Origin of the sequence: Microbacterium sp., from assembly GCF_047606685.1 — a bacterium.
In the GTDB taxonomy this organism is placed as follows: domain Bacteria; phylum Actinomycetota; class Actinomycetes; order Actinomycetales; family Microbacteriaceae; genus Microbacterium.
In genome coordinates this window covers 1-14,486 of the sequence record NZ_JASGEC010000013.1, presented here as the reverse complement: position 1 = coordinate 14,486, position 14,486 = coordinate 1, and the positions used below count along the sequence as shown (strand labels likewise).

11 protein-coding genes and 3 pseudogenes are annotated in these 14,486 nt (G+C 70.7%); all 14 read left to right on the top strand.

Annotated features, from left to right (window positions below):
* Nucleotides 1-89: 89 nt before the first annotated feature.
* Nucleotides 90-1,196 (top strand): annotated as a pseudogene (locus QM611_RS01605) (dihydrolipoamide acetyltransferase family protein); the annotation flags it as partial.
* A 76-nt stretch (nt 1,197-1,272) separates the two neighbouring features.
* Nucleotides 1,273-2,250: a metal ABC transporter substrate-binding protein gene (locus QM611_RS01600; protein WP_415078151.1), complete on the top strand. Its 978-nt coding sequence runs from the start codon at nt 1,273-1,275 to the stop codon at nt 2,248-2,250.
* Between the two features lie 80 nt (nt 2,251-2,330).
* A pseudogene (locus QM611_RS01595) lies at nt 2,331-3,065 on the top strand (metal ABC transporter ATP-binding protein); the annotation flags it as partial.
* Complete coding sequence (locus QM611_RS01590) at nt 3,062-3,925, top strand: metal ABC transporter permease (protein ID WP_415078150.1); 864 nt, start codon at nt 3,062-3,064, stop codon at nt 3,923-3,925. The pseudogene QM611_RS01595 and the gene QM611_RS01590, both read left to right, overlap by 4 nt.
* A 261-nt stretch (nt 3,926-4,186) precedes the next feature.
* Complete coding sequence (locus tag QM611_RS01585; protein WP_415078149.1) at nt 4,187-6,853, top strand: LuxR C-terminal-related transcriptional regulator; 2,667 nt, start codon at nt 4,187-4,189, stop codon at nt 6,851-6,853.
* 194 nt (nt 6,854-7,047) lie between these two features.
* Nucleotides 7,048-9,471 (top strand): DUF5979 domain-containing protein, encoded by a 2,424-nt coding sequence (locus tag QM611_RS01580; protein ID WP_415078148.1) that lies wholly within the window; start codon nt 7,048-7,050, stop codon nt 9,469-9,471.
* 94 nt (nt 9,472-9,565) lie between these two features.
* The gene (locus QM611_RS01575) at nt 9,566-9,982 is read left to right on the top strand and encodes a Fur family transcriptional regulator (protein ID WP_415078147.1); all 417 of its coding nucleotides are present in this window, start codon (nt 9,566-9,568) and stop codon (nt 9,980-9,982) included.
* Between the two features lie 184 nt (nt 9,983-10,166).
* The gene (locus QM611_RS01570) at nt 10,167-11,036 is read left to right on the top strand and encodes a permease (protein ID WP_415078153.1); all 870 of its coding nucleotides are present in this window, start codon (nt 10,167-10,169) and stop codon (nt 11,034-11,036) included.
* Nucleotides 11,029-11,847, top strand: a complete 819-nt coding sequence (locus QM611_RS01565; RefSeq protein WP_415078146.1) for a TIGR03943 family putative permease subunit — start codon at nt 11,029-11,031, stop codon at nt 11,845-11,847. Before QM611_RS01570 ends, QM611_RS01565 begins: the two co-directional genes overlap by 8 nt.
* Entirely contained in the window at nt 11,837-13,261 is a 1,425-nt protein-coding gene (locus tag QM611_RS01560) for a hypothetical protein (protein WP_415078145.1), read from the top strand. The genes QM611_RS01565 and QM611_RS01560 overlap by 11 nt, the downstream gene beginning before the upstream one ends.
* A pseudogene (locus QM611_RS01555) lies at nt 13,258-13,569 on the top strand (DNA-3-methyladenine glycosylase); the annotation flags it as partial. The gene QM611_RS01560 and the pseudogene QM611_RS01555, both read left to right, overlap by 4 nt.
* Before the next feature lie 92 nt (nt 13,570-13,661).
* Nucleotides 13,662-13,892: a hypothetical protein gene (locus tag QM611_RS01550; RefSeq protein WP_415078154.1), complete on the top strand. Its 231-nt coding sequence runs from the start codon at nt 13,662-13,664 to the stop codon at nt 13,890-13,892.
* Nucleotides 13,893-14,117: 225 nt separating this feature from the next.
* Nucleotides 14,118-14,354 carry a 50S ribosomal protein L28 gene (rpmB, locus tag QM611_RS01545; protein ID WP_060959747.1) on the top strand — a complete coding sequence of 79 codons (237 nt, stop codon included), beginning with the start codon at nt 14,118-14,120 and terminating at the stop codon, nt 14,352-14,354.
* On the top strand, nt 14,354-14,486 hold a 133-nt coding region (rpmG, locus tag QM611_RS01540), incomplete at its 3' end, for a 50S ribosomal protein L33 (protein ID WP_415078152.1). The genes rpmB and rpmG, both read left to right, overlap by 1 nt.

The following is a 14,486-nucleotide window of genomic DNA, read 5'->3' as shown; positions in this document are numbered from 1 at the left end:
CGGGCTTGCGCCGACGCGAGGTGACCGGGCCGCCGGTGCCGTAGCCGACGAGCACCGCGCCGCCGGCGTCAGGCTCCGGCGCCGCCGCGGGGGCGCCGGAGCCTGACGCCGGCGGCGCGGTGCTCGTCGGCTACGGCACCGGCGGCCCGGTCACCTCGCGTCGGCGCAAGCCCGCCGAGCGGCCGGTCGCCGCCTCGGTGGGCGTGGTCGCCAAGCCTCCGATCCGCAAGCTCGCCCGCGACCTCGGCATCGACTTGGCCGCCGTCACGCCGAGCGGCCCGGCCGGCGAGGTCACCCGCGAGGACGTCATGAAGCACGCGTCGCAGGCGAGCGTGTTCCGCAACATCGAGACGCCCGAGTGGGGGGACGTGCGCGAGGAGACCATCCCGGTCGCGCCGGAGGTCGCGGCATCCGCCGTCGCTCCCGTCATCGCAGACGGCCCGTCACGGCTCGCGGCAGGCGCCGCCCTCCCCGCCCCGGCTCCCGACGCCGCCGGGCGCGAGGAGACCATCCCGGTCAAGGGCGTGCGCAAGGCCACGGCGTCGGCGATGGTCGGCTCGGCCTACAGCGCCCCGCACGTGTCGGTGTGGACCGACGTCGACGCGAGCCGCACGATGGAGCTCGTCAAGCGACTGAAGGCGTCGGCCGACTTCGCCGACGTCAAGGTGTCGCCGCTGCTCATCATGGCGCGGGCCGTGATCTGGGCCGCCCGGCGCACGCCGATGGTGAACGCGGCGTGGGTGGAGACCGACGCGGGCGCGGAGATCCGCGTGCGGCGGTTCGTGAACCTCGGCATCGCGGCCGCGACGCCGCGCGGCCTGCTCGTGCCCAACATCAAAGACGCGCACACGCTCAACACGCGCGAACTCGCCAAGGCGCTCGAGCGGCTCACGCTCACGGCGCGCGAGGGCAAGACGACGCCCGCCGACCAGCAGGACGGCACGATAACGATCACCAACATCGGCGTGTTCGGAATGGATGCCGGCACGCCCATCATCAATCCGGGGGAGGCGGGCATCGTCGCGATGGGCGCGATCCGCCAGAAGCCGTGGGTGGTCGACGGCGAGGTGCGGCCGCGCTGGGTGACGACAGTCTCGGGGTCGTTCGACCACCGCGTGATCGACGGCGACGGCATGTCCCGCTTCATCGCCGACGTGGCCGCCGTGCTCGAAGAGCCCGCTCTGCTGCTGGATTGACAGCGGTCCGCGCTCGTTCGGCATCGCGGCCGGGCACTGACTTGAGAACGATTATCAGTAGCGTTAGAGTGGGGGAGTGAAGCGTTCACCCATCATTCCCGCGTTCGTCGCGGCATCCACTCTCGCCCTCGCCGGCTGCGCCGGCGCTTCTTCGGCCACACCCTCGTCAACCTCCGCGGACGACCGCCCGGTGGTCGTCGCGTCGACCAGCGTCTACGGGCAGATTGCCGAGGAGATCGGGGGGGATGCGGTCCAGGTCGTCTCGATCGTGTCGTCCACGTCTCAGGACCCGCACGAGTTCGAGCCCAGCGCGCAAGACCAGCTCACCGTCGCGGACGCCGATCTCATCATCGAGAACGGCGGCGGCTACGACGCGTTCGTCGACGCGCTGATCGAGTCGACCGGCAGCAGCGCGCACGTGCTCACGGCCGCGGAGTTCTCAGACGCCTGGCCGGGCGAGGACGGCGAGGAGCACGAGCACGCCGACGAGGACGCCGACGAAGACCACGCCGGCCACGACCACATCGAGGGCTTCAACGAGCACGTCTGGTACGACCCCGACACGATCGAGCACGTCGCGGAGGGGATCGCCGAGGAGCTCGGCGAGCTCGTGCCGGCCGACGCGGCGACGTTCACCGCGAACGCCGAGGCGTTCGTCGCCCAGATCGAGACCCTCGAGACCGCGCTCGGCGCGATCGAGGCCGACCACAAGGGCGCGAAGGTGTTCGTCACCGAGCCCGTGCCGGTCTACCTGATCGAGGCGGCGGGATTGGAGAACGTCACGCCCGCCGAGTTCAGCGAGGCCGTCGAGGAGGGCCAGGACGTGCCGCCGGCGACGCTGCTGGAAGCGACCGAGCTCATCAAGAGCGGCGGCGTGGATGTCGTCATCCAGAACACCCAGACCGGCGGCGCCGAGACCACCCAGGTCGTCGACGAGGCGGAGGGCCTCGGCATTCCGGTCATCGCGTTCTCCGAGACGCTCCCCGAGGGGCAGACTTACATCTCGTGGATGCAGGACAACATCGACGCGCTCGCGGAGGCGCTGGCCCCGTGACCGGAGCGGGCCCCCGCCCGCTCGAGATTCGCGGAGCCGCACTCCGCCGCGACGGCCGAGCGCTGTGGGCCGGGCTCGACCTGTCCGTCGAGCCCGGCGAGCTCGTCGCCGTGCTGGGCCCGAGCGGCGCGGGCAAGACGACCCTGCTCCGCGCGATCCTCGGCCTCGAGCCGCTCAGCGCGGGAACGATCAGCGCCCTCGGCGAGCCGGTGCGCCGGCGCGGCAACCGCCGTGTCGGCTACGTGCCGCAGCAACGGCCGCTGCCTCCGGAGACTGCCCTGCGGGGGAGGGATGTCGTGATGCTCGGCGTCGACGGGCACCGGTTCGGGCTCCCGATCCCCCGCCGCGCCGACCGCCGCCGCGCCGCCGCGCTCATCGACGAGGTCGGCGCCTCCGCTTTCGCGGACCGCGCGGTCGGCGTGCTCTCCGGCGGAGAGCAGCAGCGGCTGCGCATCGGCCAGGCGCTCGCCGACGACCCAAAGCTGCTGCTGTGCGACGAGCCGCTGACGAGCCTCGACCTCGCCAACCAGCGCGCCGTGATCGGGCTCATCGACCGGCACCGCCGCGAGGCGGGCGCGGGGGTGCTCCTGGTCACCCACGACATCAATCCGGTGCTCGGCGTGGTCGACCGCATCCTCTACCTCGCGAACGGCCGATTCACGCTGGGCGAGCCCGATGACGTGCTGAACTCGCGGGTGCTCACCGACCTGTACGGCGTGCCGGTGTACGTGCTGCGCGCCGGAGACCGGCTCGTGGTCGTCGGCGCGCCGGACGCCGAGGCATCCCACCACCACCACGACGGGGGGCCGGCGTGAACTGGCCCGACATCGCCGACGCGCTGTTCGGCGGGGCGTCCCGCTACGGCGACATCCTCGCACTCGTCTCCAACTCGGTGTGGGCCGGCGCCGTGCTCGGCCTCGTCGGCGGGCTCATCGGCGTGTTCGTGATGCAGCGCGACATGGCCTTCGCGGTGCACGGCATCAGCGAGATGTCCTTCGCCGGTGCCGCGCTCGCGCTGCTGGTGGGATGGGATGTCGTGGCCGGCTCGATCGGCGGATCGCTCGTGGCCGCGGCGGCGATCGGCCTCCTCGGCGCGAGGGCTCGCGACCGCAACTCGGTGATCGGCGTGCTCATGCCGTTCGGCCTGGGGCTGGGCATCCTCTTCCTGTCGCTGTACAGCGGGCGAAGCGCCAACCGCTTCAGCCTGCTGACCGGCCAGATCGTGTCGGTGCAAAGCGAGCAGCTGGGGCTTCTCGTCGTGATCGGCGCGATCGTGCTGGTGGCGCTGCTGCTGGTGTGGCGGCCCCTGCGCTTCGACTCGCTCGATCCGCAGGCGGCGGCGGCGCGCGGCGTGCCGACGACGGCGATCTCGCTCGGGTTCATGCTCCTGCTCGGGCTCGTCGTGGCCGTCGCGGTGCACATCATCGGCGCCCTGCTGGTGATGGCGCTGCTGGTGACCCCGGCCGCCGCCGCGATGCGCATCGCCAGCGGCCCGCTCGCCGTTCCGGCGCTGGCAGCGGCGTTCGGCGTGGTCTCGGCAGTCGGCGGCATCCTGCTCGCGATCGCCGGCAGCCTGCCCGTGAGCCCCTACATCACGACGATCTCATTCGTCGTCTACCTCGTGTGCCGGGCGATCGGCTCCCGCCGCGGACGCGTCGAGCGCGCCCGCGCGTGAGTCGATCCGAAGCGCTCTCGCGTAATAGAGCACGCCGGGGGCTGTCTCTTGGGTGAGCAGTCGGCACGGCCGCCGGCTGCGCAGTTGCCACTGGGGAGTCCGAATGCCGCGCCCGCGACCTGAATGCACAGGCCCTAGCTCTGTGATTAATTGTTCCTGTAGAAAGGACTAATCCTCGTGGCTGACTATGGCAACGAGCGGTCCGACGGCGCCAATGTCGGGAGCGGAGAGCAACCCGAGGTGCCCTCTGAGGAGAGCGGGATGCTGGACATCACCCCGGCCGGCGGTCGATCCAGGCCCGCCCTGCCGGCTGTGGAGGCGGGGGGACGCGAACCCGACAGGATCGCCTCGGCGGCGATCGCGGGCATCGTGGACCGGCCGCGCCTCTACCAGATCCTTGACGCGCCGCTTGTTCGGATCTGCGTCGTGCAGGGCCCGAGCGGAAGCGGCAAGACGACGCTCCTGCGCGGGTGGATCGCCCAGAAGGGCCCCGAGCCGCGGGTCCTGTGGACGTCGATCTCGGCGGGTGTCCGCGGCCGGCAGACGTTCTGGCAGCACGTCGCGGCCAGCGCGGTGCGCCTGGGCGGGTTGTCCGACGACGAGACCGCGCGCATGCGGGCCCAGTTGGGCGCGGCAGTCGACCCGGTGCACATCGCGACCGCATTGCTGGCCGACGCGGGGCCGGTCGTGCTCGCGTTCGACGCGTACGAGCACCTCGACGACGCGATGGGCGAGGTCGACCAAGACCTGGCCCGGCTTGTGGACGCGTTGCCCGACCTGCGGATCATGCTCACGACCCGCAGCGCGACCGCGCTGGCCGACCACGACGTCTCCGGCGGGGTCGTGCGGGTCGTCACGCTCGCCGACCTCGCGTTGACCTCTGACGAAGTGGGCGCTCTCATCTCCGCCCAGACCGGGATGGAGGACCCTCGCCTCGCACGCAACGTGGCGAGGGCCACGCGCGGGTTCCCGCTCACCGTGCGCGCCGTCGTGCTCGCGCTGTCGCAGCTCGGTCGCATCCCCCACGTCGACTCGATGGAGTGGGATGCCGTCGTGGCGGCCAAGCTCGAATCCCTCCTGCCCGACCGGGTGGCCGTGCAGTTCGTGTCCGACACCAGCGTCCCGCCGTACCTCGACCGCGAGCTCGCGGCTGCGCTGAGCGACTGCCCGAACGTCGACGAGCTGTTCGACACGCTGGAGCGCAGCGGGTTCGGGCGCTGGATCCCGTACGCGCGCAAGCATCCCGTCTTCCAGTACGTCGAGACGGTCCGCGACACCTTCCGTGCCCGCGCATCCGACGATCCGGAGCGCTTCCGACGGCTGAGCGCCATCGCGGCGGGATGGCTGTTCGACCACGACGACGTCGACCAGGCGCTGCTGTACGCGATCGAGGGCGGCGACTACGCGCTCGCCGACCGCGTGTTCGTGCAGTTGATGATCACCAATCCGGACAGCTACACGACCGATCGGTTCCTGTCCGCGCTGCGCACCGTGCCCGAGTCGGAACTGGTCCACTTCCCGATGCTCGCGTTCGGCCTCGGCCTCGCGCTCGGGTCCAATCCGCTGTTGCGCGGCGAGGCGCCGCGCGCGTACCGGCTGGCCGTTGCCGCGACCACGCATCCGACGTACATCCACCCGGCCGTGGACGGCTTCTCGCTCGACGCGATGCAGGCCGTCGCGCTGCGCCTGCTCGGCCGCTTCCGAGACTCCGCCGAGGCCTGCCGTCGCGTCGTCGGCGAGCTGGACGACACTCCACCCGAGCTGCTGAGGGCCTTCGGCGACCACTACGGGACGATCCTGCGGCAGGTGAGTTTCTCACTGCTGCAGGGCGGCCTCATCGACGAGGCGCTCGCCGCGATGACCCGCTCGGTCGCGCTGTGCGAGAACCAGACCACGCGCAACTACTCGGTCGTCTACGCGGCTGGCGCCAGCGCGTTCTCAGGCGACGTCGCGCGGGGCTCCGCCCTGCTGTCGTCGATCGACACGCACGCCTGGCCGGACGAGTTCCGCGGCTCGTACATGAACGGAATGGGCGTCGTCGCTGAGGGCTACGCCCTCTTGGACGCGATGGACTTCGCTGGGGCGGTCGAGCTGCTGCGCTCGACCGAGTCGTACATGCAGACCGCCGAGTTCTGGCCGTTTCTGACCGCGATCTCGGTCGCCGCTCGGGTCGGCCTTGGCCACGGCCGCGCGGAGGCGCAGCGCGTCACCAGGGCGCTGGCGGCGCCGTTGCCGCCGCCGGGAGTCGCCGACAACGTCGCGACCGAGCACTTGCGTGCCGCGGTCGCCCTCGCGTGGATGGCCGGCGGCGACCACCGCGCCGCCGAGGACATCCTGGACGGGCAGCCGGAGGACAGCCCGTACCTCGCCGCCGCGCGCGTGGCGTGCCTGATGGCGTCCGGGCGCGAGGACGACGCGCTGAAGCGGGCGCGCACGCTCCTCGAGCTGCCCACGCACACGCTGCGCACGCGCGCGGAGACCCAGACGGCCGCCGCGGCCGCGGCGCTGCGGCGCGACGAACGGGAGCTCGCGCGCGAGTGGCTCGACGACGCGGCAATCGTGTGGGAGACCTACGGGCCGCGCGCGCATGTCGCGATGCTCCCGCCCGGTGAGCGCCGCCGGCTGCTGGAGTTCAGCCGTGGGCGCAAGTCCGTCGCCCTGCGTCGCTACCTCGACGTTCCCGTGGTGGAGGCCCTGCCCGTCGGCCCGGCCGCGTCGCTGACCCCGCGCGAGCAGGTCGTGCTCAACGCCTTGGCCGCGCACGGCAGCGTTCGCGAGATCGCGCAGGCGCTCGTCGTGTCGCCGCACACGGTGAAGGCGCAGCTGCAGAGCGTCTATCGCAAGCTCGGCGTCTCGTCTCGGAGGGCGGCGCTGGCGGTCGGGAGCGAGCTCGGCCTGATCGCGCCCGATTCGACAAAGAAGTACTAGGACGAGTACTAATTATAAGCGTCGGAGGGGATGAACCCCGTGGCTGGGCTGGTATATCACCGGATCCGTCCGACAGAGTCAATGCTGGTGCCCTGCGTCATACGCAACGGCATGTCCCCTTGCTGTCGCTATGGAGAAGGTTCATGACAGAAACAGCGATCCACACAAAATCGCGCACGAGATCCATTGTTGCTGTGCTGAGCACGCTCGCCCTGATGATCGTCGGCCTGTGGGCGGCTTCGCCCGCGCACGCCACCACGACATCACTGGACAGCGTGTCGTTCGAGAACTCGACGTTCACGGACTACTCGCAGCAGGTGCTGAACGTCACGTGGAGCGCTGACGAGTCACCCGCGGAGAACCCGGTCGTCGTCGACTTCGACCTGCCGTCCGACCTGATCGGCGTAGCGACGACGTTCGACATCGCCAACGGTACGTGCACGGTCACCACCACTCACGTGACCTGCACGGTCGACGAGGACTACGTCACCGAAAACCCGAACAACATCCACGGCGACTTCCAGATCTACGTCCGCACCAACCTCGACAACACCGAGACGGTGACCGACCAGACGTTCGTGATCGGCGGGGTCACCACCCCGGGCGTGACGATCAACAGCCGCTACTGCCAGACCAACTGCGAGTTCGACTACTCGACCGGCCAGTACAAGAGCGGCAGCTACAACGCCAGCACCGACAACATCACGTGGACGATCCAGCTGCCCAGCACCCCCAGCGCGGAGGACGGCCTCTCGCTGGAGCCGGGGCTGACCATCACGGTCAGCGACAACTTCGACGACAACCCGTTCACCATCGTGAGCGGCCCGACCGTGTACTCGGCCGGCTGCGTCACCACCGACTCGTACAACTACGAGCGGCCGCGCTACTCCGCGCTCTCGACCGACGACTACACCGTCGCCGAGGACAACCTGTCGGTCACGTTCACCACGGCAGAGGGCGGCTGCACCGGCTCGGAGTCGGGCACCGACCCGTGGGCCCTGGACGGACGGCTGTACTACGTGCAGTGGGTCGTGCACGCCGATGACGGCGGCAAGGGCGTCACCGGCGTCGGCTCGTACACCAACACCGCCGAGGTGGACATCGACGGCACCAGCACCAGCTCGACCGGCAGCGCGACGCGCCGCACCCTGTCGGGCTCGGCCATCGGAGACAACTACGGCCGCTTCTCGCTGAGCAAGCTCTTCGAGGGCAACGCGCTGACCCCGGACTCGGTCGAGATCGCGTACACCGTCACTTACCCGGACAACGTCCCTGACCCGACGTCGGGCACCATCACGCTCAGCGACGACAACAGCTGGACGTTCACGAGTGACGACATCTACGTCGGCTCGACCGTCACGCTCACCGAGGTGGACCCGTGGCCGTCGAACGTCGAGCAGTCGGCTGCCCTCGTGGGCCCGGACGGCGAGACGATCGCGGCGAACGAGGACGGCTCGTACACCTTCACCGTGACGCACTCCGACAGCGCGCTCGCCTATGTGCTGACCAACACCGGCGTCATCCCGACGGTGGCGCTGCCCGCGCAGAAGGTCATCGAGAACCCGGATGGTGTGACGATCCCCGAAGACACGACCTTCGAGATCACGGCGACCTGGCCGGAGGACGCGGACGCGGCCATCAGCGCCGGCACCTCGACGGCCACGCTGCCGGCCGACGGTTCCGTGGTGACCTTCGACCCCGAGATCCCGGAGGGCGCCACCGTGACCTTCACGGAGACCAGCCCGACGGCTATCCCCGGCGCAACCTGGGAGAGCTCGACGGTCGACCCCGAGACGCTGACCGTCAGCTCCGAGTCCGAGAGCGTCACGATCACCGCCACCAACGTGATCAGCCGCGACACCGGCTCGTTCAGCGTCACGAAGGAGCTCACCGGCGACGCCGCAGAGCTCGTCGACGGCGTCCCGTTCGAGATCGCGTACTCGTACCCGGCCAACGCAGAGCTGGGCATCGAGGCCGGATCGGGCACGATCGAGGTGCTGCCCGGCGAGGAGCCGGTGACGGTCTCGGTGCCTGCGGGCGCAGAGGTCACGCTCAGCGAGAACCTGGTCGAGGTCGAGGGCGGGACGTGGGCCACGCCCGTGTTCGACCCGAGCAACACCTTCACGGTGGGCGAGGACGAGAACGTCTCGATCGTGCTGACCAACCTGATCACGCTCAACACGGGCACCTTCTCGATCCACAAGGTCGTCGAGGGCAACGCCGCAGGCGACGTGCCGTCGGGCACCGAGTTCACGGTGTACTACTCGTACCCCGCTGGCTCCGGCTTCGAGGCCGGCGACGGCGAGCTGTACGTGACCGACGGTGAGACGGTGGAGAGCCCCGAGCTGCCCTACGGCGCAGAGGTGACTCTGTCCGAGGACGCCCCGGATGAGATCTCCGGGCTGGACTGGTCCGACCCGGAGTTCAGCACCACGACGGTGACGATCGGCGACGGGACGGTGGTCGAGGTGACGCTCACCAACACGATCACCAACCCGGACCTGCTTGCCGTGACCGGTGGGGTGATCTCCACGACGGCGATCGTGGCAGCCATCCTGCTGCTCATCGCGGGTCTTGTGCTCCTGCTCCTCAAGCGCAGGCGCCGCCAGCAGGTCTGATCCAGGTCTGCTGATGTCCCGGGCGCGCACGGTGTGCGTGCCCGGGACATCGCCTTTCCCGGCGGCTCTCAGACGCCCTCGGTAGACTCCTGACATGACTGCGCAGCGCAATACGTGGCAGCGCGAGCGCGTCCGCGAGGCGCTCGCGGACGCTCGTGGCTTCGTCAGCGCACAGTCGTTGCACGCTGTTCTCCGCGACGAGAACACCGGGATCGGGCTGGCGACGGTGTACCGCGCGCTGGCCACGCTCGCCTCCCAGGGCGACGCCGACTCTCTGCAGAGCCCCGACGGCGAGGCGCTCTACCGCGCGTGCGTCACGCCCGGCCACCACCACCACCTGATCTGCCGTGAATGCGGTCTCACGGTCGAGATCGAGGCGACGGAGGTGGAGGAATGGGCGCGGCGCACGGCCTCGCTCCACGGTTTCAGCGACGCCGAGCACGTCGTCGACATCTTCGGGCTGTGCACATCGTGCACGCGTGCTCGGGCTCAAGAGCGTGCGGGCGGCTGACTCGCGAGCGGCATCGCCCCCGACCGAGGCCGGTCCGCGGGGGCGCGCCGTCGCGTTGACGATTGGTGTGGCCGCCGTGGCGGCGCTGTTCGCCGTCGTGCTGCTCGTTCCCGGGCTTGTGCCCGCGCTGCCCACTCGCGCTCAGGACGGGCTCACGCTCGCGCTCAGCGTGCTCATCGAGTCGATGCCGTTCGTCGCCCTCGGCGTCGTCCTGTCGATCGTCGTGCAAGTGTGGGTCCCCCCGGGGGCGATCGAGCGATGGATGCCGCGCCGCGCCTGGGCGCGCCGCGCGGTGCTGTCGCTGCTCGGGATGCTCATCCCGGTCTGCGAGTGCGGAAACGTCCCGTTCGCACGCGGCCTTCTGATGCGGGGCTTCTCGGTGCCCGAGACGCTGACGTTCCTCGTCGCCGCGCCGATCGTGAACCCGATCGTCATCATCACGACGCACCAGGCGTTCGGCTTCGACGACGGCATCCTCGTCGCGCGACTGCTCGGCGGGTACGCGATCGCCAACCTCGTCGGCTGGCTGTACAGCAAGCATCCCGATCCCGACCGCCTGCTCACCGACCGCTTCCGCGACACGTGCGCACTCGCCCTTCGACAGGCTCAGGGATCGGAGGCAGCGGCCCTTCGACAGGCTCAGGGGCCGGGGTCTCGCTGGCGCCGCACTCTCGCACAGTTCGTCGTCGAGCTGCGGGCGGTCATGCCGGCGCTCATCATCGGCTCGGCGCTGGCCGGCGCGGTGCAGGTGCTCGTGCCGCGCAACGCGCTCTTAGCGATCGGCTCCAACCCCGTGTACTCGATCGTCGCGATGATCGCGCTCGCCATGATCGTGTCCATCTGCTCGAACGTCGACGCGTTCTTCGCGCTGTCGTTCGCGTCGACGTTCACGCCCGGCGCGATCGCCGCGTTCCTCGTGGTCGGGCCGCTCGTCGACGTGAAGATGCTCGCTCTGCTGCGCACCACGTTCACCACCCGCGTGCTCGCCGCACTGATCGCGGTCGTTCTGCTCGCCGCGTTCGCGATCGCCGTGGGGGTGAACCTCGTTGCGTGAGGCGACGGGCCGCAGCGCCGCGCTGGCCACCCGCTGGCTGGGCGTCGGCCTCGCGGCGTGCCTGGCCGTTGTGACTCTCGTGCTCGCGGTCACTGGCCGGCTCGCGCTCTACATCAGCCCGGCCTCGAACTGGTTCGCGATCCCGATGGCGGCGCTCGTGCTGGCCGGCGCGGTCGCCTCGTTCCTGCTGCCGCTCGGCGCGGAGGACGATCACGGCCACGCGCATGGCGGCGCGCACGAGTCCCACGATCACTCTCGCGGGCGCGCGCATGCGCGCGCCGATGCCCACGCCGGCATCCACCCCCACGCCTCGTCGTCTCTCGCGACCGTCGTCGGCGGCGTCGTGGCATCCGGGGTGGCCCTGACCATCCTGCTCACCCCGCCCGCGTCGCTGTCGGCCGAGATCGCGGCGACGCGCGACGTCGGCGCGCCGCCGCTGTTCGGCGGCGCCGACCTTGTGCAGCTCGCCACGAAGGGTGACACGTCGAGCTTCGGCGTCGGCGACTGGGCGAGCGTGTTCGCGACCGCGACCAACCCCGACGCGTTCGAGGGCGAGTCTGTCACGCTCACCGGCTTCGCGACGCCCGCGAAGGGCGCGGAGTCCTTTTCGCTGACGAGGCTGGTCATCACCCACTGCGTCATCGACGCGCAGGTTGCCAGCATCCCCGTCGCGACCACCGCCGCCGCGCCGGACAAGGGCCAGTGGGTCGCCGTCACCGGCACCGTCCGGTCGGCGCCCGACGGCACCCTGGAGGTCGACGCCGCCGACGTCACCGCGATCGACGAGCCGAAGGACCCGTATGAGTACTGACGGCACGCGTCGTGGGCGCGCGCTGCGCCGCCGTCAGCGCGCGTTCGCCGGCGCGCTCGCGGGCGTCCTGGGCGTGCTCGCGGTGCTGGGGCTCGCCGGCGGCGCCGTGAGCGCCGTGCAGGGCCCGCGCGTCACACAGGTGCAGGTCGACCCCGCGGCGTCGACACAGGCATCCGGGTCCCGCGTCATCTTCACCACCAACCAGTCCCTCCAGCCCGTCGACGTCGCGCAGGTCGACGTCGAGCCGGCCGCCCCCTTCCTCCTCGACACCGTCGGGCGCAGCGTCGGCCTGCGGTTCACGCTGCCGCTGCGCGACGACACCGACTACACCGTGCGGATCTCGGACGTCGCAGGCCTCGGCGGCGGCCCGACCACCACGATCGTCGAGAGGTTCCACACGCCTCCGCTGTCGGCCTTCGTGCTGCGGCGGTCTTCCGGCGGCGACACGATCGTGCGCACCGATCTCGAAGGCCGCGCGCAGACCGTGTTCGAGCACTCGCATATCGAGGACTTCCGGGCCACGAGCGGCCACCTCGTCATTTCCACGCTCGACGACGAGGGCAACGCGCGGCTGCTGGTCACCGACCTCGAGGGGCAGAACGAGCGCGAGCTGCCGATGCCCGGACCCGGCACGGTGATGTCGCTGCAGGCGGCCGACCGGGGCGAGCTGATCGGCTACACGTTCTCGGACGCGAACCTCGGCGAGGGCGGCGGGCGCGAGAGCGCCCTCTATGTCGCGTCGGCGAAGGAGTCGGCGAAGGATGACCCGCCGACAGCGGTCGCCGTGCCCGGCGACGAGACGCGCGTGGCCGACTGGCGATTCGTGCCTGACACCGACAGCATCCTCGTGCTCACCTATGACAGCCGCATGCTGCTGAGCGGGGCCGACGGCGCGGACGCGACCGACCTCGGCAACGGCGTCGCGATCGACGGCATCGCGCGCGGCTCGTCGGTGGCAATCGTGCAGCGCTCGGACGACATCTACCGCGTCGACCTCACCGACGGCGCTCAGACGCCGCTCGCCCCTGCGAAGGGCGTCGTCGGCGCGCAGGGGGTGATCACGCCGATTCCCGGCGAGGGCGCGGGGACGGTCCGCCAGTTCCTGCAGGTCGACGCCGCGCTGGGCGAGCAGGTCACCAACGTCTACCGCGTCGACGACGACGGTGCGACGACTGAGCTGGCCACGGTGCCGGCGGGCGACGCCGTGATGCAGACCTGCGTGTCGCCGAGCGGGCGGTACGTCGCGTTGCTGGTGGCGCCGAGCATCGTGGACAACACGTACGACACGTACCTCATGCCGATGCCCCGCCAGCTTGAGACGCGCATCCTCGAGCTCGCCGACGGCAGCGAGGTCGCCACGATCCCGGGGTTCGGGCTGTCGTGGTGCCAGACCCCGCCGCCGCTGTCGCAATGAGCGCGCTGCGGCAGGCGACGCGGGGCGACCTCGCGGGGCTCCCGCTCGACGTCGCCCCGATGCTGCTCGGCGCGCAGCTGCGCACCGTCGTCGACGGAGAGCGCGTCGCGCTGCGGATCAGCGAGGTCGAGGCCTACCACGGCCGCGGGACGGGCCCGGTCCCCGATCCCGGGTCGCACGCGCGCATGGGCCGCACGCCGCGCAACGCCACGATGTGGGGCGAGGCAGGGCGACTCTACGTCTACTTGAGCCACGGCATCCACTCGTGCGTGAACGTGGTGTGCGGCCCCGACGGCGTCGCCGGCGGAATCCTGCTGCGCGCTGGCGAGGTGGTGGAGGGGGTGGATGCCGCGGCGGTCCGCCGCGGACTGCTGCCGGGTTCCTTGGCCGGGCGGTGGGCTTGCGCCATCCAGACCACGACGGCATCGACGCGATCACCGGCACCGAGCTGCACGGCGCGACTGCGCGGTTGTGGCTGCGCGCCGAGCCGCTCGAGACGTTCGCGACCGGGCCACGCGTCGGCGTCGCCGGCACGGCGGGCACGGATGCCTTCCCGTGGCGGTTCTGGATCCCCGGCGACCCCACGGTGTCGCCGTTCCGCCGGGGCCGCGGTGCGGCCCCGGCATCCTGATCCTTGCCCAACGCCAGCTCATCCGCGGCACTTTGCGGGGCGCTGGAGGACTGGGCGCCGGTGGTCGGACGAGAGCGAGCGCGCCGCGTGGTAGGGTTGTTGTTTGTCTGCGCGCGCTCCTGTGCGCAGTTCGTGCTTCGACAGGCCCAACAACCAGGGCCTTCGGGGCGCTGACAAGGGATCTTGGGTGGGGCCGTCCGGCCCCACGGTATTGAAGGAGAAGACATGGCTGCTGTGTGCCAGGTGACTGGAGCGGTTCCCGGCTTCGGTCACAACATCTCGCACTCGCACCGCCGGACGAAGCGCCGCTTCGACCCGAACGTGCAGAAGAAGACCTACTACGTGCCGTCGCTCGGGCGGAAGATCACCCTCAACGTGTCCGCCAAGGGCATCAAGGTGATCGACGCGCGCGGCATCGAGTCGGTCGTGAAGGACCTCCTCGCGAAGGGTGTGAAGCTCTAATGGCAAAGAAGGCTCAGGACGTCCGTCCCATCATCAAGCTGCGCTCGACCGCCGGCACGGGGTACACCTACGTGACGCGCAAGAACCGCCGCAACAACCCCGACCGCATCGTGCTCAAGAAGTACGACCCGG

Bases quoted from the DNA above. Each gene is read 5' to 3' on its own strand.
- rpmB (WP_060959747.1), top strand. From the start codon at position 14,118: ATGGCTGCTGTGTGCCAGGTGACTGGAGCGGTTCCCGGCTTCGGTCAC.
- QM611_RS01570 (WP_415078153.1), top strand. From the start codon at position 10,167: ATGCCGTTCGTCGCCCTCGGCGTCGTCCTGTCGATCGTCGTGCAAGTG.
- QM611_RS01560 (WP_415078145.1), top strand. From the start codon at position 11,837: ATGAGTACTGACGGCACGCGTCGTGGGCGCGCGCTGCGCCGCCGTCAG.
- QM611_RS01575 (WP_415078147.1), top strand. From the start codon at position 9,566: ATGACTGCGCAGCGCAATACGTGGCAGCGCGAGCGCGTCCGCGAGGCG.
- QM611_RS01585 (WP_415078149.1), top strand. From the start codon at position 4,187: ATGCTGGACATCACCCCGGCCGGCGGTCGATCCAGGCCCGCCCTGCCG.